Raw genomic sequence first — 16,889 nt, 5'->3', positions numbered from 1 at the left:
GTGCGCGGCAAACGGCCCGACCGCACGCTGATTTGATCTGGGCGCTCTTTACGCCAAGCGCCGGGAAATCACCATAGCCGTGATGCATGGCTTGACGGCGAGCCGCGCCCGAAGCTTGCAGCGGATTTTTGCGGTCAGCTCGATTAACCTTGATGCAGCGGGATCGGCCTATAGCCGAGCCACGCTCACGTCTGACGATATGGGGAATAAAGATGCGATTGGCGGTCATTTCCGACATCCACGGCAATCTTGCCGCCCTGGAGGCGGTGCTGGCGGATATCAAGACGCGGGGCGTCGATCGGATAGTCAACCTCGGCGACTGCGTCACCAGCCCGTTGTGGCCGAGGGAAACGTTCGAATTCCTTCAATCGCTGTCGTTGCCGACCGTGCGCGGAAATCATGATCGCTGGATCGAGGAGTTTCCGGACGACAAGCTCTCGCCGGCAGGCCTGTTTGCGCGAAACGCACTGACTGCGGAGCAGCGTCGTGCACTTCACAACCTGCCCTCCCAGCTGCGGCTGGACGACGGCATCCTGGCTTGCCATGGCACGCCCGAGAACGATACGGCGTGCCTGCTGGAGGAGGCACTCGACGACGGCCGCTTTGTGCCGGCACGCCGCGACGTGCTGGAAGCACGCCTTGCGAGCGAGCCGGCGGCGCGCGTGGTGCTGTGTGGCCATAGCCACCGCCCGGCCGTCGTTCACGGGCCGCGCGAATGTCTGGTCCTCAATCCCGGCAGCGTCGGATGCCCGGTCTTCGCCGACATTCCCTTTGCCGCGAAACTGGAACACCGCTCGCCTCACGCCCGCTACGCGATCCTCACCAAGGGCAAAAAGGGCTGGCAGGTCGAGCTGCTGGCCCTCGAATACGACTGGGAGGCCGCCTCGGCGCGCGCGCTCGCCAACAACCGTCCGGACTGGGCGCACGCCATGTTGTCGGGATACGTCAAATAGAATTTCTCAGATCTCGGCGTACACCTCCAGCAGATTGCCGTCGGGATCGCGGAAGAACAGCGTGCGATGGCCGAACGGCTGGTTCGTCGGCGGCGACAGCAGCGCCACGCCGCCGCACGAGTTCATCGGCGCACGCGTCGACCTCGGCAGTAGAGACCTTGAAGGCCAGCTGCAGCGAGGCGCTGCCCGGCGGGATCGGCGCATCGCCGGCGGTGCGGCTCGGCCGTGCCAGCGCCAGCGTGTTGCTGCCGAGGCTGTACTCGATCCAGTTCGGCGACAGCTCGCGCGAAAGGGGGAAGGCGAGGACGTCTTCATAGAAGCGGCGCATCGCCGCCATGTCGCGCACGAAGACGACGGTGTAGTCGATCGCGCGGATGGCGTGGAAGGGCGATTGCCGACGAACCGGCTGCAGTGCCATTAGCGTTCCCTACCCTCCTCCGCCACGCGTTCCGCGAGAAAGGTGCCGTTCGGCTGGTGGAAGACGATCTGTCCGATGCTCTCGCCCTCGCGACTGAATTCGACGGCAAAGCCCTCCAGATCGACGATACGAAACCGGCGGCCCTGCTGCGGCTCGAGGCGATAGGCTGGCTGAAAGTCGGGCTTCAGAATCAGCCTGCCTTTGCTGTCCAACGTGACGCGATGGGTGATAGCGCCGCTCTGGAACTGCCCGACACAGCGTGCGCGGAATGCAGGATCAAGGCAGTCGCCGCCGGCTTTCCGCTGGAACACGATGTCCTTCACCGTCGGCTCCAGCGGCACCGACAGATGCACGATATTGCCTTCGCGGTCCGTTTGGAAGGTGATGGGAAGATTGTCCGGATGAAGCTCGTCGATGATTTCAGGCGTGACGAACGTCTCGAAATGCCAGTGCGACAGTTGTGCACCCATGCCACGCCACGCCCAATGCAGCGCGCCGTCCCGCTCGCGGATCGAGATGACGCCATAGGCGGGATGGGCGTAGTCGGCGGCATAGGCCGACAATGCATGTGCCGGCTTGGTATCCGGGTGACGCGCCTTCTGACGCGTCCCTTTGTCGACTGGAATGTGAGCAATGAAGTCGTCGCGTATCTTGCGGAAGCGCGCGAACCAATCGACCGGCTCTCGGCCCCGCAGCCGGTCGATGATGTAGTAGGTCAGGATCGATGTGACCTCGCTTGGACTGCGGTTCGTCAGCACGGCCACGCCGATGCCGGCGTCCGGCACCAGCGTCATCAGCGAGCCCCAGCCCACCCAGCCGCCGCTGTGCGAGACGATGCGCTCGCCCTGATAGGTGTTGGTCTGGAAGCCGAGGGCATAGTGCCCATGACCGAACTCGGAAAACTCCGACTTGGCGGTGAGCGTCAGCGGCGCGTGCAGCTGCCCGATCAGCTCCGCCGGCAGCAGCCGCTCGCCAGCGAACTCGCCCCTGCCGAGATGCAGCCGCATCCAGTTGGCCAGATCAACCACCGACGTGTTGATGGCGCCGGCGGCCGTGGTGCGGATCGGCAGCTGCAACGCCGGCAACCGCGTGTCGACATCGATCATGTAAGGCCGCGCCGGTTCAGGCCCGGCTGCGAGCTCATCCAGCGAGAAACTCACTGTCATGCCGAGCGGATCCGTGAGGCGACTGCGGAGAAAGGATTCGAAGCTCTTCCCGCTCAGCCTCTCGATCAACAGACCGGCAGCGTTGTAACAGAGGTTGTTGTATTGCCAGGCGGCGCGAATGTCGCGGCTCAGCTCGAGATGCCGCATCAGGGGCAACATCTCAGCCGGAGAGAGGTCTCCCGGCATATGAACCCAATCGTGCCGTGGCAGCCCCGACTGATGGCTGAGCAGATCGCGAATAGTGACTCGTTCGGTGGCGACCGCGTCGGAAAGGCGAAACTCCGGCAAATAGTCGCGGACCGGTTTGCTCCAGTCGAGCACCTCCTCGTTGTGCAACAAGGCGACAGCGGTGGCGGTGAACGATTTGGTGATCGAACAGATCACGAAATGCGTATGCGGCGTGACCGGCAGATCGGCCTCCACATCGCGCCGGCCATAGGCGCGTGTGAGCACGACCTCGCCGTCCTGGACGACGGCGAGCGCCGCGCCCGGGACCTTCCAGACCGCCATCGCTTCCGCGGCGAGCCGATCGATGTCGGGAATGAGAGACGCGAACGGACTATCAGGGATCTCGGATGAACTGTTCATGATCGATGCGCGACCTTCAAGATGCGCAAGCTAGCGGTATCAACGTGAAATGGAAAGTCAGGGCGCGGACTTTCGCAAAGAAGTGAAGCTATGTGGCGAGATCGCCACGGATGGAAGAGATCGCGCTACTCCACCAGCTCCGGCCACGGCACGATGGTCGACTTCACCGTCTTCATCGCCATCGCGTCCTTCACCGCCTGCGCGACGCCTGCTTCCGTGAACGGGTAAATCGTCTGCATCTTCGCCCAAGGATATTTGTCGCGCGTGCGGTAGAGCATGTCGACGCCGAGCGGGAGATCATTGCCGGTGAAGCCCCAGGATCCCAGCACGTTGAGGTCCTTGGTGCAGATGCGGTGCCAGGAGGTGTCGATCGAGCCGGCGTCGGTGAACTGGCCCATCTCGACATAGGTGCCGCCGTCGCGCAGCATCTCGATGCCCTCGGGGCCGGCGGTCGGATGCCCCGAGCAGTCCATCACGAGATCAGCGCCGAAGCCGCCGACGATCTTTCGCACGCGATCGATGCGATCCTGCGGTGACTTCAGCTCGTCGATGTTCACAGTCGCCTCCGCGCCGAACTCGCGCGCCAGCTTGAGCCGCGGCTCCTCCGGCGCGCCGACGCAGATCACGCGCCCCGCGCCCATCTCCCTGGCGGCCGCGACTGCCAAGATACCGATCGGGCCGGAGCCCTGGATCACCACGGTGTCGCCCCAGCTGAATCCGCCGGCGCGCGTCGCCCGGTTGAAGGCGCGGATGCAGGAGGTCAGCGGCTCCGACAGCGCGCCGAGGCGCAGCGACATGTCGTCCGGCAGCTTGTAGATCTTGGTGCCTGGCAGCATGTCGAGATCGACATAGACATATTCGGCCCAGCCGCCCCACAAATGCGGCGCCCTGTCGAAGCCGAGATTGCGGCCGTAATAGACCGGCGTCAGGCACTTGTTCGCGGTTTGCGGATAGTGGATGCAATAGTAGCAGCGGCCGCAGGGCATTAGCGGCGGGATCATTACTTTTGAACCGACGCTGAGCGGCTTGCTCATGAAGTCCTCGGAAAATTCATCGCCGCATTCGACGATGACGCCGCCGAGCTCGTGTCCCAGCGTGAACGGCCAGGGCAGCGGCTTCGGCCAGTGTCCTTTCAGGATGTGCAGGTCGGTGCCGCAGACGCCGCAGGCGCCAATCTTGATCAGGGCGGCCTTCTTGCCGACCTTCGGCCACGGCACGGTGCGGATGACGGGCTCCGAGCCGGGACCGGCGTGGGTGCAGACGCGGATCTGTTGCATGGCTGTTTCCTCGCTGCCCGCTTGTTTTGTTTTAATCGTGCGGGCCTGCGATCAACCTATGACAGTCCTGCGACATTGGAAATACCAACGCGGCGCGTTGACACGCCGCAGTTGTGTGAGCAGGCTGCGTGTGCCGGAGCGATGCCTGCTTCGGACCTGCGCGGCTCCTCGCGCCGCTGTCAGCCGGGATCAATCGATGGATTTGCGACCGGGTTCGGAACGAATTTTTGTCGCCTCTGACACCGATCCGTTGGACGGATATGTGCAATGGGCGCCGCAGAAGTCGCTGTGGCTGGCGGGCATGACGGCGGCCGGCATCGCGCTCGGACCAATCTGTTGCTCCTGGTCGGCATTGGCGCTGTTCCTCGCGACCAGCGCCGTCACGCTCTGCGCGGGGCACTCCGTCGGCATGCATCGCAAGCTGATCCATGCGAGTTTCGATTGTCCGCTCTGGCTCGAACATCTCTTCGTCTATCTCGGCACGCTCGTCGGCATGGCCGGGCCGTTCGGCATGATCCGCCTGCACGATTTCCGCGACTGGGCGCAGCGGCAGGGCGCGTGCCATGAGTATTCCCGCCACGGCGCCGGCTTCTGGCGCGATGCCTGGTGGCAATTGCATTGCCGGCTGGTGCTGCGCCATCCGCCGGATTTTCGGCTCGAACCGCGGCTTGCCGGTGACCGGTTCTATGCCTTCATCGAACGCACATGGATGTTGCAGCAATTGCCATGGGCCCTCCTCTTCTTTGCAATCGGCGGGCTGGACTGGCTGGTCTGGGGCATTTGCGTGCGCGTCAGCGTCTGCGTCACCGGCCACTGGCTGGTCGGCCACTTCTCCCACACAAGCGGCGATCAGATCTGGACCGTCGATGGCGTCGCGGCCCAAGGCTACAATGTCCGCCTCGCCGCGCTGATCAGCATGGGCGAGAACTGGCACAACAACCATCACGCCTATCCGGGCTCGGCGAAGCTTGGACTTTTGCCGGGACAGGTCGATCCCGGCTGGTGGCTGATCCGATCACTCGAAGCGATCTGGTTGGTCTGGAATGTCAGGACGCCGCACAACCTGCCGGAACGGCCCGGCTTGCGGCGATTGACCGAGGCGAAGCTGCGCGATGGGGTCGCCGATGCTGCGTGATGATCGCGATGACGGGGCCGATGCGGTACGGGCGCCGTCATTGCGAGGAGCTCTTGCGACGAAGCAATCCAGACCCCTCCGCAGGTGCAGCCTGGATTGCGTCGCTGCCCCGGCTCGACGAGAGCGGGCCGGAGCTCGCAAGGCTTGCACCTGAGATCACGGGGCCTCGTGGCAAGCATGCATGGCTGCTGTTCCACCACACCCAATTGTCTTGAGCGCCGGCCGCCGAGCGTGTAACTCGCCACGAGTCTCACCTCAGGTCATCCCGTGAATCCCCTTCCCCAAAATCCCGTGGCCGCGTCCGGATCGTTCGCGGCGATGAGGTCCGTGCCCTACCGTCTCCAGTTCGTCTCTTACGTGCTGGCGATGATGGCGGACAATATCGAGCATGTGATCAGCTATTGGGTGGTGTTCCAGAAATTTCATTCGCCGACGCTGGGCGGGTTTGCCGTGCTGTCGCACTGGCTGCCGTTCCTGCTGTTCTCCGTCGCGGTCGGCGGCCTCGCCGACCGGTTCGATCCGCGCCGCATCATCCAGTGCGGCATGCTGCTGTTCATCGTCGCCTCCGCCGGTTGGGGCTACTTCTTCCTTACCGATACGATCCAGATGTGGCACGCGATGCTGCTTCTGGTGATCCATGGCTGCGCCGGCGTGCTCTGGCAGACCCCGAACCAGCTCTTGCTCTATGACCTGGTCGGCCCGGCCGATCTGCCGAGCGCGGTGCGGCTGAACGCGATGGCGCGCTATCTCGGCATCCTGGTCGGACCTGCGGTCGGCGGCATCATCATGCTGACGCTCGGTCCCTCGCACGGCATCATCTTCAACACGCTGTTTTATCTGCCGATGCTGCTCTGGCTGTTCTGGGCCCCGATCAGGGACAAGAGCGTGGCGGCGCATCGCTTCGCGGTGCGAGGCCTTGCCGACATCGTGCTCACCATCCGCGCGATCGGCACCCAGCCGGTGCTGTTGGCGATGACGTGGCTCGCCGGCCTCACCTCCTTCATGATCGGCAACGCCTATCACGCCCAGATGCCGGGCTATGCCGGCGATCTCGGCCATGGCGATCCCGGCGTCTCCTATAGCGTGCTGCTCGCCGCGGACGCGGCCGGCGCATTGCTGGCCGGCATCGCGCTGGAATCCTGGGGACGGCTGAAGGGCACCCCGCGCACCGCGATCACGCTGGCGATGCTGTGGAGCGTGGCGCTGCTCGGCTTCGCGCTCGTGCCGGTCTATCCGGTCGCGATCGCGCTATTGTTCTTCGCGGGCTTCTTCGAGCTCTCGTTCAACACCATGGCGCAGGCGCTGGTGCAGCTCAACGCGCCGCACGACATCCGCGGCCGCGTCGTCGGCCTCTACAACATGGCCGGGCTCGGCATGCGGGCCTTCAGCGGCATCACGATCGGGGTAGCCGGTGCGGCGATCGGCATCCACTGGTCGCTCGGGCTCTCGGCCGCGGTGCTGCTGGCGCTGCTGTGCCTGCTGTATCAGCGCGCGGCGAAGCGGGCGTGAGGGCGCAGCGCTACGACACTGCCGATTGACTCCGGCGTCTCCCCACCGCACGCTCGAGACTTGTGGGAGATGAGGCATTGCGCAATCGCTGGGGCATTCTTGCGATCCTGTTCGTCGTGCGCCTCACCATCGCGTTCCAGTTTCAGAGTGTTGCGGCGGTCGCGCCGCTGCTGCAACAGACCTTTGGCGTCGGCCTTGCCGATATCGGCATCCTGATCGGGCTGTATTTCACGCCGGGAGTCGTGCTGGCGCTGCCCGGCGGCGCAATCGGCCGCGCGCTCGGCGACAAGCCGACGACCATCGCCGCGCTGCTGCTGATGACGGCAGGCAGCCTCGTCATGGCCACCGCCGACGTCTGGGGCTGGCAGATGGCGGGCCGGCTCGCCTCCGGCGCCGGCGGAGTGCTGCTGACGGTGCAGCTCACCAAGATGGCCGCGGACTGGTTCGCAGGCAAGGAGATCGCCACCGCGATGGCGATCTTCGTCAATTCCTGGCCGGCCGGCGTTGCGATTTCGCTGCTGGTCCTTCCAGCAATCGGCACCGCCCATGGCGCAGGCGCCGTCTTCCTGTCCGTGGGCGCATTGACCGCGATCGGCATTCTGCTGGTCGCGTTCTACCAGCCGCCATCCGGAGCTGCCGTCAGCGCCGCCGGCTCGAGCCGGCTCGATCCGCTCGCCCTGCTCGCGGTGGTCGTCGCCGGCGTGATCTGGGGCCTCTATAATGTCGGCTTCGCCATGATCTTCTCGTTCGGCCCGACGTTCTTGGCCGAGCGCGGTTGGAGCATCGCCGCGGCAGGCTCGGCGATCAGCATCGTGATGTGGTTGTCGGTCATTTCTGTTCCGGCAGGCGGCTTTCTCGCCGATCGCTTCAAGCGACCTTTTATGCTGGCGATCGCGGCCAGCCTACTTGTGGCCGTGCTGCTGGCCTGGCTGCCGCGATCGGACTGGGTGATCACAATTCTGGTCCTGATCGGCCTCATCGGGGGCCATCCCGCCGGCCCAATCATGAGCCTCGCCGCCCGCGTGCTTGTCCCGGAGACCAGGGCGATCGGAATGGGCGTGTTCTACACGCTATTCTATGCCGCAATGATGCTCGGTCCCGCCCTGGCCGGGCGGCTCGCCAAATCGGCCGGGAGCGCGGCGGTCGCGCTCGACCTCGGCGCACTGACGGTGCTTGCGTGCCCGCCCCTGGTGTGGCTTTTCGAGCGCATCGTGTCTGTCCGCAACCGGCGCGCCCGATCCTAACGCGGCATTAACCCTGTGCACCTTAGGGTCGCAAGGACTCCGCCCGGGCGGGGGGTCGGGTGTTGGAAATGGCGTTGGCGAACAAAAAATTTCTTCCGGCCGCCGAGGAGCGCAGGCGCTTCCAGCGGGTGAAGGTGCACCTGCTCGGCCGCTACATGTTGCCGGACCGCCGGGAATTCCCCTGCCAGGTGATCAACATGTCGCCGGGCGGCCTCGCCTTGCTCGCCCCCGGCATCGGCAATGTCGGCGACCGCGTGGTCGCCTATCTCGACCATATCGGCCGCGTCGAGGGCAAGATCACCCGGATCATCGACAACGGCTTCGCCATGACCATCGGTGCGACGCCGCGCAAGCGCGACAAGCTCGCCGCGCAGCTGACCTGGCTCGCCAACCGCGACATCCTCAATCTGCCGGAGGACCGCCGCCACGACCGTATCGTGCCGCGCAACCCGATCGCGGTGCTGACGCTCGAGGACGGCACCAAGATGACCTGCCGCATCATCGACCTCTCGCTGTCGGGCGCGGCCATCGCTGCCGAAAACCGGCCGCCGCTGAAATCGACGGTTCTGCTCGGCCGGGTCCAGGGCCGCGTGGTCCGAAACCTCGAGGACGGCTTCGCGCTGGAGTTCATGCACGAGCAGCCGGCAGAGACACTCGAAGAGAGCGTTACCGCGCGGTAAAGCGCAAGGACGCGAAAACCTCCATATTTCCAGGCTCGAAGGCGGCTTCCGCGATGCGGACGCCGCCTTTTTCATGTCCAGCGGCGAATGGCCAGCGGTTAACGGAGGGGCTGCAGATAAGCGCAAACAACGCTCCTCCCAGCGTTTCCGCGTTAATAGATAAAATTTGAATCAATTGCAGTCATATCCAATTTTACGCGAATTCTATTCAAGTATAGATCGAATTCGCCGCGCCTTTTACTTGCATTCGTCTCGACTTGACTTGGTCGACTTAGCGGCAACTCAAAAGCTCCGTGCGAAATGTGGTCCCAACAAGAAACGGGGGCCGCAATGTTTGACTTCAGGGGACGGGGGAAGGGAGTGGCGCTGGCCGCCATGCTCTTCGGGATCAGCGCGGCAGCGCAGGCCGGCGAAGGCCGTCTGCTCTACGCGAGCCTCGGCGACACCACGCGTGCGCCGATAGGCTGGGTCGAGTTCTGCGCGGACAATGCTGCCCAGTGCCAGGGCGCACCGCTGCAGCCGCGCGACATCGTGATGTCGCAGGCCGCATGGCGCGACCTCGTCAAGGTCAATCGCTGGGTCAACGAGACCGTCAAGCCTCTGACCGACCAGGAGCACTGGGGCGTGATCGAGAAGTGGTCGCTGCCGTCAGACGGTTACGGCGACTGTGAAGACTACGTGCTGTTGAAGCGCAAGATGCTGATGGATGCCGGTTGGCCGCGCCAGGCCCTGCTCATCACCGTGGTGCGCGACAAGAAGGGCGAAGGCCACGCGGTGCTGACGGTGAAGACCGACAAGGGCGAGTTCATTCTCGACAATCAGAACGAGAACGTCCTCGCCTGGACGGAGACCGGCTACCGCTTCGTCAAGCGCCAGTCGCAGAGCGATCCCAACGTCTGGGTCTCGCTGGGCGATACCAAGCCGGCGGTCTCCACCGCCAGCGCCAAAGATTAGTAGGAACGAGACAACAGGTTACGCGACCCGGTCACATCCCCACCCCTCCCCGTCCCAGACCGGTTCGCGCGCGCCCAGCCATCCCCCAATGGCTGGGCGCAACTTTTTGGGAAAGCGCGATCAGCTCTGCTGGCCTTGGCGCGACCAGGGCACGCGTGCGGCGGCAAAATCCCGCCAGCTATCCTGCAAGCCCTGCTGCATGCCGATCGATGCCCGCGCCTGCCAGCCGGCGATCGCGGCCGCCGCAATGGCGCTGTCGCGATCGTCAGTGCCGAGCCCGTCGAGCAACGAGGCCGTCACCGCCATGTCGTTGAAGACGCCGAGCTCCTCCTGCAAGCCGGCGAGCCGGCGCGCGAATTTTCGTGCGGACTTGCGATCCTCGTACAGCGGCAGCAGGAACTCGCTGAGATAGCGCAGCCGCTTGGTGGCGAGCCGCACGCGGTGCAGCTCGTCGACCGTCAGCGACTTGAAGCGGCGACCGCGCTTGAGTGCCTTCGCATACTGCTCCGACAAGACGCGCTCGGCGAAATTGACGGCGGGCTCCGCGAGCCGGCCGAGATCTTGCGCCGCGACGCCGTTGCGCCAGCCGCGCGTCTCGATCCAACCGCCAAGACTGATCAGGAAGAGCGCGCAGCGGCGATCATCGAGCGCGTGGCGGGCGCTGCGATAAGCTTCCGCCTGACGCTGAGCCGCGGCCCGCCCAAGCGCATCGAAACCCGCGACCGACGGACAAGCTTTTGCGATCGCCGGCAAGGTGGCGAGCTGGAACACGTCCCAGTCGCGCGCGGCAGACAGGCCTTGCGCCAGCCATTTGGCCTCCGAGCGCAGCGCCTCGAGGTTGCTGAGCGCGCCGACCGATCGCATCAAGTCGAGCGCGGATCGCAGCCGGCGCAGCGAGACGCGCAGCTGATGCACGCCTTCCGGATTGCGGCCGTCCTCGGCCGCCGGCAGCGATTGCAGCAGGTGAAGGAAGCAGGCGCGCAGGATGGTCGCGAAGGCTTCGTCGAGCGTCACGGAGGGATCGAGACGAAGCTTGCGCGGCCGGCGAGCCGACGGCGGCAGGTCCGCGGCAAGATCGAATCCGCGCGCGGACTTGCTGCGGATGGACGGCTTCACCCTTCCGTGCTCCGCAAGGCGCAGCGCGATCTCGTAGATCGCGCTCGCGCTGCCGCTCTTCAGCTCCAGCTCGATCTCGCTGACAGGAACCGACCGGTCGCCGGCCGTCAGCTCGCCCTGGTCGCAGGCGACCTCGACCGTGCCGGACGGCAGGTCGACGATGCGCGTGTGCCGATGCACATCGGCCGTGAACACTGCTTCGAGCGGCTGAGTTCCGAGCCGCTCGCAAAGCTTCTCCGGAATGAACGGCATCGCCAAGGCGAGATCGGGCGCAAGCGACGGCACGCTTGCTTCCCATTCGCCGCGACGCAACGGATCGTCCGCAACCTCGGTCTTCACGGTCTGCACGAAACGCGTGCCGCTCTGGCGGACGCGCAAGCTCAGGCCGGCACGACGAAGCGCCCGCTCGGGCGTGTCGTAGTAGACGGATTTAAGACGTTTGCGCGTGCCCTTGTTGCGTGCGTTCGCCGCGATCACCGGCGCTGCGCCGAAATGCGCCATGCGATCGGCACCGACGAGCAGCTTGAGCTCGATTTCGGCGGCGGGAGATGCGGGCTGGGTCGGGCTCGGCGCGGGCGTCACGTCCTGCGATGGCGTCTGCTCAAGAGGAGCGCGCTCCTCGACCGTCGCGGGTTCCACGCTGACCTCCTCGTGTTGCCCCGGGAAGCCGGTGAGGAGCTGCGTTCTCTTAGTGTTCCCAACAGCAGAATTGGCTTCCGGCGCGCCCGGAGTCTTGCGAGCCGGCGCAGCATCTGACTTTAGCATTTGCGGTAACATGACAGTTCGATGACAAGGCGACAGGATATAGCCGGTACAGCCTGCGAGGACTAGTCACATCAGATCGCCGTGCGATCATGATTCACACGTAACGCGTCACACAAAAGGTGCAGCCGTCAGCGCAAACCCCTTCAACGCCTGACCACGACGCGCCGAGGGATGCCGCTCATTCTGCCGCTTCAAGATTGGCCGGCTTTTCAGCCCCGCCGAGCGGGGAAACCGCCGGGCCGTTGAGCGCGGTGCCATCGGGTGCAAACTGCGATCCGTGACATGGGCAGTCCCAGCACTGTTCGAGTGAGTTCCAGTGCACGACGCAGCCCAAATGGGTGCAGCTCGCCGAATGCAAATGCAAATGTCCGCTTCGGTCCCGGCACGCCGCGATCTTCTTCAGGCCACTTCGGAAGAGGCGCCCCTCGCCAGGCCGCAGTTGTTCAGCGCTCGCGATTTCACTTGCGGTGAGATACTCCGCGAAATTCTTGATAGGGGTGATGTTCTCGCTGATGAACTCGCCGATGTTCCTTTGAATCTTCCGTGACGGAGCGTAGACGTCCTCCCAGGGACTGGCGCCGCTGGTGATGAGATCAGCGATCAGCATGCCCGCCACGAGCCCGTTCGTGATCCCCTGCCCGGAATCGCCGCTGACAACGAATACATGCTCCTCGTCGGGGCTGCGACCGATGAAGCCGGCGAAATCGACCGGCTCCAGCACCTGACCCGACCACCGATAGGTGACCTCGCGCAAATCCGGCAATCGCTCGCGCGCCCAGCGCTCAAGAGCGTCAAGGCGTTGTGCACCATCATTTGCCTCACCCGACTTGTGATCTTCGCCGCCGATGATCACGATGTCCTCGTCGGCAGACAACGGTTGGAGGCGGACATAATGATAAGGATCGAGCGTATCCCAATAGAGCGCATCCTCCACGGCGCCCGCGGCAATCTTCGCGGCGAGCGCATAAGTGCGGTAAGGCGCCTGCTTGGTGTGGATCGCCACCTGCACGTTGACGGGCGAGTTGGTCGCAACCACCACGTCGGCGGCGTGAACCTCGTAGCCTGAGGCGGTGGTGACGACCATGCTGCCCTGGCGTTGCTGGATGCTCTCGACGCAGGTGTCGGCATAGAGCTGGGCGCCCCGGCGCTGCAGTGCGCTCGCCAGACCGGCGAGATATTTAGTCGGATGCAGGCGCGCCTGGCGCGGAAAGCGCAGCGAACGCGTCTGACCCCTGTCATGGAATGGTGTCCGCTCGACGCAATTGTCGACCGGAATCTGCAGCTTGCGACAGCAGTCCAACTCACTATCCAGCTCGGATGCGGACGTTTCGGATGCCAGTACCCAATAGCCATCGACGCGCTTAAAACCGCAATCGATGTGCTCGGCGCCTTGGATGGCCTCGACGCGATCGATCGCGGCCGCGACGCTCTGATAGTAACGCCGCGCACAGTCAGGGCCGCGGACTCGCACAAACGCATCGTAACCATCATCAAGCGCGGTCGCCAGATGCGCCGTGGTGCGCGCCGTCATCCCGCTGCCGATGCGGCCGCGATCGATCACTGCGACCGAACGGCCATGGCAAGCAAGTTCATATGCGACCGAAAGCCCGGCTATTCCGGAGCCGACCACGGCAACGTCCACGCCGACCGTACGCGACAGCACCGGAGCTTCGGCGACAGATACGTCCATCCAGAGCGACCGCGTGTGCTCATCCCGTACGTTCATGGCGCTACTCCTCGGAAGAACAAACGATGCAGCAGAATGACGGTTCCTATGTGCGCTGCCGAACGAAACGTCGATGAGATGGCCGCATTCATTAGGAACCTTCATCGTGCTCGCGCTTGAACCGGCATGAAAAGTCCATCACCGGGGATGCGCAGGGCGCTGCGCCAGGCGCGATTGTACGGGCACCTGCTCGTCCGCAACGACAGGCTGTATCACCCGGGCGGCAATCATCCGATCTGCTCGATACAGCTTGCACGAGAGATGGTCAGGTCAGGATGGATGACCAAGCACGACGGCGAATACGAGATCACGGCAGAGGGGCAGCTTGCCGCCGAAAGCGAACTCGGTCGCTGAGGAGCCGATGCGGCACCGTCCAATTCCCGGCCGGGGAGTCGGGCCTGTTGACTGTTCCGGCGATTGCATCATTGACTAGCGGCACGGTCCTCACAAAGAGCTGCCATGCCCTCGTTCCGTCCCGTTATCGCGTTGTCGAGAGGCCTCGAGGTCCTGCGCGTCATCAACCAGGAACGGCAATCGACCGTAGGGTCGCTGCACAAGGCGACGGGCCTCAACAAGGCAACGATCGTCCGCATGCTCGAAACGCTGGAGCATGAAGGATATGTGGTGCTGCGCGCCGAGCCGCCCAGCTATGCACCAACCGGACGGGCGCTCCTGCTCAGCGCAGGCTACGACGAACCCAATTGGATCGGCGGTATCGCCGAACCGATGCTCAACAAGTTTCGCCAGCAGATTCAGTGGCCCTCGGACGTGGCCGTGCTCGACCAGGAATCCATGGTGATCGCGCACACCACCCGGATCGGCGGCTCGCTGCTGTTCCACCGTCCCCCGGGTTTTCGTTTTCCAGTGCTGGGCACCTCGATGGGGCGCGCCTATTTGGCGTTTAGCGAGCCGGCCGAGCAGGAGCGCATCGCGGCGCGCCTTGCCCTCAGCCCGGAGCCCTGGAACGACCTCGCCCGCAATCCCGCCAAACTCACGAAGGTGCTGCGCGCGATCCGGAAAGCCGGATTCGCAGTGATGGGCGAGAGCTACAGCCGCCGCATCTTCGGCGGCGCCGTCTGGGCGATCGGCGTTCCCGTCGCTGTTCCGAACCGCCTCTTCGCAAGCATGAACGTGATGATGCTGCGCGAGGCCGTCAGCACCGAGGAAGGTCTCCGGCGCTTCGTGCCTCAGATGAAGAAAGTCGCCTCCGCACTGGCCGAGACGCTCAGCGCCAGGCTTGCTGCGGCAGGCCCGTCCGCGGCCGCCAAGAGGTAGCCATTTCACACAATGAAATGTTGTTTCTATTTGACTCTGCTCGTGTGACATCTCTGCCCGGCGTCCCAAGGGCGCCCAAAGACGCAACAAAACGGGAGGGGCAAGTGAGGACATTCGTCGCAATGCTGGGCGCTGCAATTGCAGGCTTGGTGCTGGCCACGGCTGACGGGGCAGCGGCCGAAGCCTGGCCGACCAAAGCAATCAAGATCGTCGTCTCGACTCCCGCCGGCGGCATCACCGATGCGTTCGCCCGCGCCTATGGCGATTACATCTCTCAGAAGCTCGGACAGCCGGTCGTCGTCGAAAACAAGACGGGAGCGAGCGGCGCGCTGGCAGCCCAATCGGTCAAGGATTCGCCGGCGGACGGCCATACGCTGATGTACACGATCTCGTCCACGCTGCTCGGAAACCGGCTGCTGCTGAAGTCGCTCGCCTACGATCCGGACAAGGATTTTACGATCGTCGCGATGACGCCATCGGGTCATCTGCCGCTGGTCGTCCATTCCGCTACCGGTGCAAAGTCCATCGAAGATTTCGTCGCCTATGCGCGCCGCAACAAGGTCACGGCCGGCTCGTATGGGATCGGTTCGTTCGCGCACATCGCGATCGCCGAACTCAACCGCCAATATGGCCTCGACATCTCCATCGTGCATTACCGCGGCGAAGCGCCGATGTGGCAGGACCTGGCGGCCGGCGTCATCCAGGCCGCGACCGGCAGCTACCAAGCCGCGCTTCCGGTCCTTGATACCGGCGTCGGCCGCGCGATCGCTGTTCCGTCACTGGTTCGCATGAAGAAGCTGCCGGACACCAAGACGTTCACCGAGCAGGGGGTCACCGGCAAGGTCTTCCAGCTGACCAGCTTCACGACCCTGGTGGCGCCCGCTGCGACGCCGACCGATCGGATCGAGCTGCTGGCCAAGCTGATGGTCGAAGGCGGCAAGACCGAGCGTGTCCAGAAGCTGCTGGAGGCCTTCGGGGTCGATGCGCCGGCAATGGACCGCGCATCCTCGGTCGCCCTCTACGAAAAAGAAGGGCCGGTCTGGCTGGAGTCGATCAAGAATCTCGGATTGGAGCCACAATAGCGTCCGGACCCGCCGATCCCGTGCGCTGGCGACGCCCTTCTCACGCCCCCAGCACGTCCGCCAGCCGCAGTTCGTCGGCGGCGGGATCCTTCAGGAACAGCTCCGCCTCGATCTCGTTCAGGTGCGACAGCATCAAGGCGCCTGCGCGCGCCTTGTCGCGCTTGCGGATCGCGGCGGCGATCCCGGCGTGATGATCGGTGCCGCAGGCGGGCGTGTCGTGACGGCGGTAGAGCAGGATGATGAGCGAGGAGCGCGCGATCAGCTCCTTCAGGAAGCCGAGATAGATGCTGTGGCCGCTCATCTCGGCGACGAGACGATGAAACTCGCCGGAGAGCCGCACCGAGGCGCGGGCATCGCCGCGCAACTCGGCCTCGCGTTCTTCCGTGAGATGGTGCTGCAGGCGATCGAGCCAGGCCGGCGAGACCGCGTCAATGGCGCGGTCCACGATGTTGGGCTCGATCAGGCGCCGCGCCTCGAACACCTCGCGGGCATCAGCCGGCGTCGGGCGCGCAACGAAAGCGCCGCGATTCTTCTCGATGTTGACGATGCCCTCATACGCAAGCTGCTGCAGCGCTGAGCGCACCAGCGTTCGGCTCGCGCCGTAGATGTCGCCGATCTCGTCCTCCCCGAGCTTGGTGCCGGGCAGCAGGCGATGCTCGAGGATCGCGGCGGTCACACCCTCCCGGATACGGCTGACGCGATCGCTCGCGTCTGGCGCATCGGGTTTCTGGCGGGTCTTGGCGGCCATGATTGTGAGGCTCGATCGACGAACGTTCGGCCTGCAATGTTAGTCGACGAGCTGTATCCAATCACAGGCGAAACTTTATACAATCTTCGCCCGTTTTGTGTGCAGTTGGCTGCACAGGTGACGGCCGGACAAATTGGGCCGGAATCGATCTAACGAACTGACTCCGCTGCACAGTTTTTGAAATTCGCACCGTCGCGGGCTGTTGGCACGGACCTTGCGGAGAGAGGCGGGACGCAACGCCCCTCCTCGGACA

14 protein-coding genes and 1 pseudogene are annotated in these 16,889 nt (G+C 64.5%); 9 read left to right on the top strand and 6 right to left on the bottom strand.

What is annotated here, in order from left to right:
- Positions 1-212: 212 nt before the first annotated feature.
- Positions 213-953, top strand: coding sequence for a metallophosphoesterase (locus ABIA45_RS04255; RefSeq protein WP_271545097.1), 741 nt, complete (start codon positions 213-215; stop codon positions 951-953).
- Positions 954-959: 6 nt separating this feature from the next.
- On the opposite strand, the pseudogene ABIA45_RS04250 reads toward ABIA45_RS04255, so the two are convergent.
- The 3 genes and pseudogenes from ABIA45_RS04250 to ABIA45_RS04240 all read right to left on the bottom strand — a co-directional run bounded on the left by ABIA45_RS04250 (position 960) and on the right by ABIA45_RS04240 (position 4,402).
- Positions 960-1,371: pseudogene (locus tag ABIA45_RS04250) on the bottom strand (VOC family protein).
- The gene (locus ABIA45_RS04245) at positions 1,371-3,125 is read right to left on the bottom strand and encodes a serine hydrolase (RefSeq protein ID WP_404651128.1); all 1,755 of its coding nucleotides are present in this window, start codon (positions 3,123-3,125) and stop codon (positions 1,371-1,373) included. Before ABIA45_RS04245 ends, ABIA45_RS04250 begins: the two are co-directional and overlap by 1 nt.
- Before the next feature lie 125 nt (positions 3,126-3,250).
- Entirely contained in the window at positions 3,251-4,402 is a 1,152-nt protein-coding gene (locus tag ABIA45_RS04240) for a zinc-binding dehydrogenase (protein ID WP_404651127.1), read from the bottom strand.
- Here ABIA45_RS04240 and ABIA45_RS04235 point away from each other — a divergent pair.
- The 5 genes from ABIA45_RS04235 to ABIA45_RS04215 all read left to right on the top strand — a co-directional run bounded on the left by ABIA45_RS04235 (position 4,320) and on the right by ABIA45_RS04215 (position 9,924).
- On the top strand, positions 4,320-5,537 hold the full coding sequence (locus ABIA45_RS04235; protein ID WP_404651126.1) for an acyl-CoA desaturase: 1,218 nt from the start codon (positions 4,320-4,322) through the stop codon (positions 5,535-5,537). The genes ABIA45_RS04240 and ABIA45_RS04235 overlap by 83 nt on opposite strands.
- Before the next feature lie 267 nt (positions 5,538-5,804).
- The gene (locus ABIA45_RS04230; protein WP_404651125.1) at positions 5,805-7,046 is read left to right on the top strand and encodes an MFS transporter; all 1,242 of its coding nucleotides are present in this window, start codon (positions 5,805-5,807) and stop codon (positions 7,044-7,046) included.
- Between the two features lie 77 nt (positions 7,047-7,123).
- On the top strand, positions 7,124-8,290 hold the full coding sequence (locus tag ABIA45_RS04225; protein WP_404540148.1) for a CynX/NimT family MFS transporter: 1,167 nt from the start codon (positions 7,124-7,126) through the stop codon (positions 8,288-8,290).
- A gap of 68 nt (positions 8,291-8,358) precedes the next feature.
- Positions 8,359-8,970: a PilZ domain-containing protein gene (locus tag ABIA45_RS04220; protein WP_026312634.1), complete on the top strand. Its 612-nt coding sequence runs from the start codon at positions 8,359-8,361 to the stop codon at positions 8,968-8,970.
- Between the two features lie 330 nt (positions 8,971-9,300).
- Entirely contained in the window at positions 9,301-9,924 is a 624-nt protein-coding gene (locus tag ABIA45_RS04215) for a transglutaminase-like cysteine peptidase (RefSeq protein ID WP_404651124.1), read from the top strand.
- Between the two features lie 120 nt (positions 9,925-10,044).
- On the opposite strand, the gene ABIA45_RS04210 is transcribed toward ABIA45_RS04215, so the two are convergent.
- A complete protein-coding gene (locus ABIA45_RS04210; protein WP_404651123.1) occupies positions 10,045-11,805 on the bottom strand; it encodes a CHAD domain-containing protein in 1,761 nt (586 codons plus the stop codon).
- A gap of 178 nt (positions 11,806-11,983) precedes the next feature.
- Complete coding sequence (locus tag ABIA45_RS04205; protein WP_275503322.1) at positions 11,984-13,531, bottom strand: FAD-dependent oxidoreductase; 1,548 nt, start codon at positions 13,529-13,531, stop codon at positions 11,984-11,986.
- Between the two features lie 126 nt (positions 13,532-13,657).
- Between ABIA45_RS04205 and ABIA45_RS04200 the strand changes: the two genes are divergently transcribed.
- The 3 genes from ABIA45_RS04200 to ABIA45_RS04190 all read left to right on the top strand — a co-directional run bounded on the left by ABIA45_RS04200 (position 13,658) and on the right by ABIA45_RS04190 (position 15,888).
- A complete protein-coding gene (locus ABIA45_RS04200; RefSeq protein ID WP_036044010.1) occupies positions 13,658-13,885 on the top strand; it encodes a hypothetical protein in 228 nt (75 codons plus the stop codon).
- Positions 13,886-13,990: 105 nt separating this feature from the next.
- Positions 13,991-14,806 (top strand): helix-turn-helix domain-containing protein, encoded by an 816-nt coding sequence (locus ABIA45_RS04195; RefSeq protein ID WP_404651122.1) that lies wholly within the window; start codon positions 13,991-13,993, stop codon positions 14,804-14,806.
- A 104-nt stretch (positions 14,807-14,910) separates the two neighbouring features.
- Positions 14,911-15,888, top strand: a complete 978-nt coding sequence (locus ABIA45_RS04190; RefSeq protein WP_036029677.1) for a tripartite tricarboxylate transporter substrate binding protein — start codon at positions 14,911-14,913, stop codon at positions 15,886-15,888.
- A 40-nt stretch (positions 15,889-15,928) separates the two neighbouring features.
- Here the strand turns inward: ABIA45_RS04190 and ABIA45_RS04185 are convergent, their stop codons facing one another.
- Positions 15,929-16,636 carry a GntR family transcriptional regulator gene (locus ABIA45_RS04185; RefSeq protein WP_271544706.1) on the bottom strand — a complete coding sequence of 236 codons (708 nt, stop codon included), beginning with the start codon at positions 16,634-16,636 and terminating at the stop codon, positions 15,929-15,931.
- Positions 16,637-16,889: the final 253 nt, after the last annotated feature.

The sequence above is a fragment of the Bradyrhizobium sp. USDA 336 genome, assembly GCF_044908355.1.
Lineage (GTDB): Bacteria > Pseudomonadota > Alphaproteobacteria > Rhizobiales > Xanthobacteraceae > Bradyrhizobium > Bradyrhizobium yuanmingense.
The sequence above is the reverse complement of the archived record's forward strand: the minus strand, read 5'-3'. Positions and strand labels throughout refer to the sequence as shown.

What these genes read in the sequence shown, in the direction of transcription:
- ABIA45_RS04255 (WP_271545097.1), top strand. Translation starts at nt 213, where the DNA reads ATGCGATTGGCGGTCATTTCCGACATCCACGGCAATCTTGCCGCCCTG.
- ABIA45_RS04245 (WP_404651128.1), bottom strand. Translation starts at nt 3,125, where the DNA reads ATGAACAGTTCATCCGAGATCCCTGATAGTCCGTTCGCGTCTCTCATT.
- ABIA45_RS04240 (WP_404651127.1), bottom strand. Translation starts at nt 4,402, where the DNA reads ATGCAACAGATCCGCGTCTGCACCCACGCCGGTCCCGGCTCGGAGCCC.
- ABIA45_RS04220 (WP_026312634.1), top strand. Translation starts at nt 8,359, where the DNA reads ATGGCGTTGGCGAACAAAAAATTTCTTCCGGCCGCCGAGGAGCGCAGG.
- ABIA45_RS04215 (WP_404651124.1), top strand. Translation starts at nt 9,301, where the DNA reads ATGTTTGACTTCAGGGGACGGGGGAAGGGAGTGGCGCTGGCCGCCATG.
- ABIA45_RS04210 (WP_404651123.1), bottom strand. Translation starts at nt 11,805, where the DNA reads ATGCTAAAGTCAGATGCTGCGCCGGCTCGCAAGACTCCGGGCGCGCCG.
- ABIA45_RS04205 (WP_275503322.1), bottom strand. Translation starts at nt 13,531, where the DNA reads ATGAACGTACGGGATGAGCACACGCGGTCGCTCTGGATGGACGTATCT.
- ABIA45_RS04200 (WP_036044010.1), top strand. Translation starts at nt 13,658, where the DNA reads ATGAAAAGTCCATCACCGGGGATGCGCAGGGCGCTGCGCCAGGCGCGA.
- ABIA45_RS04195 (WP_404651122.1), top strand. Translation starts at nt 13,991, where the DNA reads ATGCCCTCGTTCCGTCCCGTTATCGCGTTGTCGAGAGGCCTCGAGGTC.
- ABIA45_RS04185 (WP_271544706.1), bottom strand. Translation starts at nt 16,636, where the DNA reads ATGGCCGCCAAGACCCGCCAGAAACCCGATGCGCCAGACGCGAGCGAT.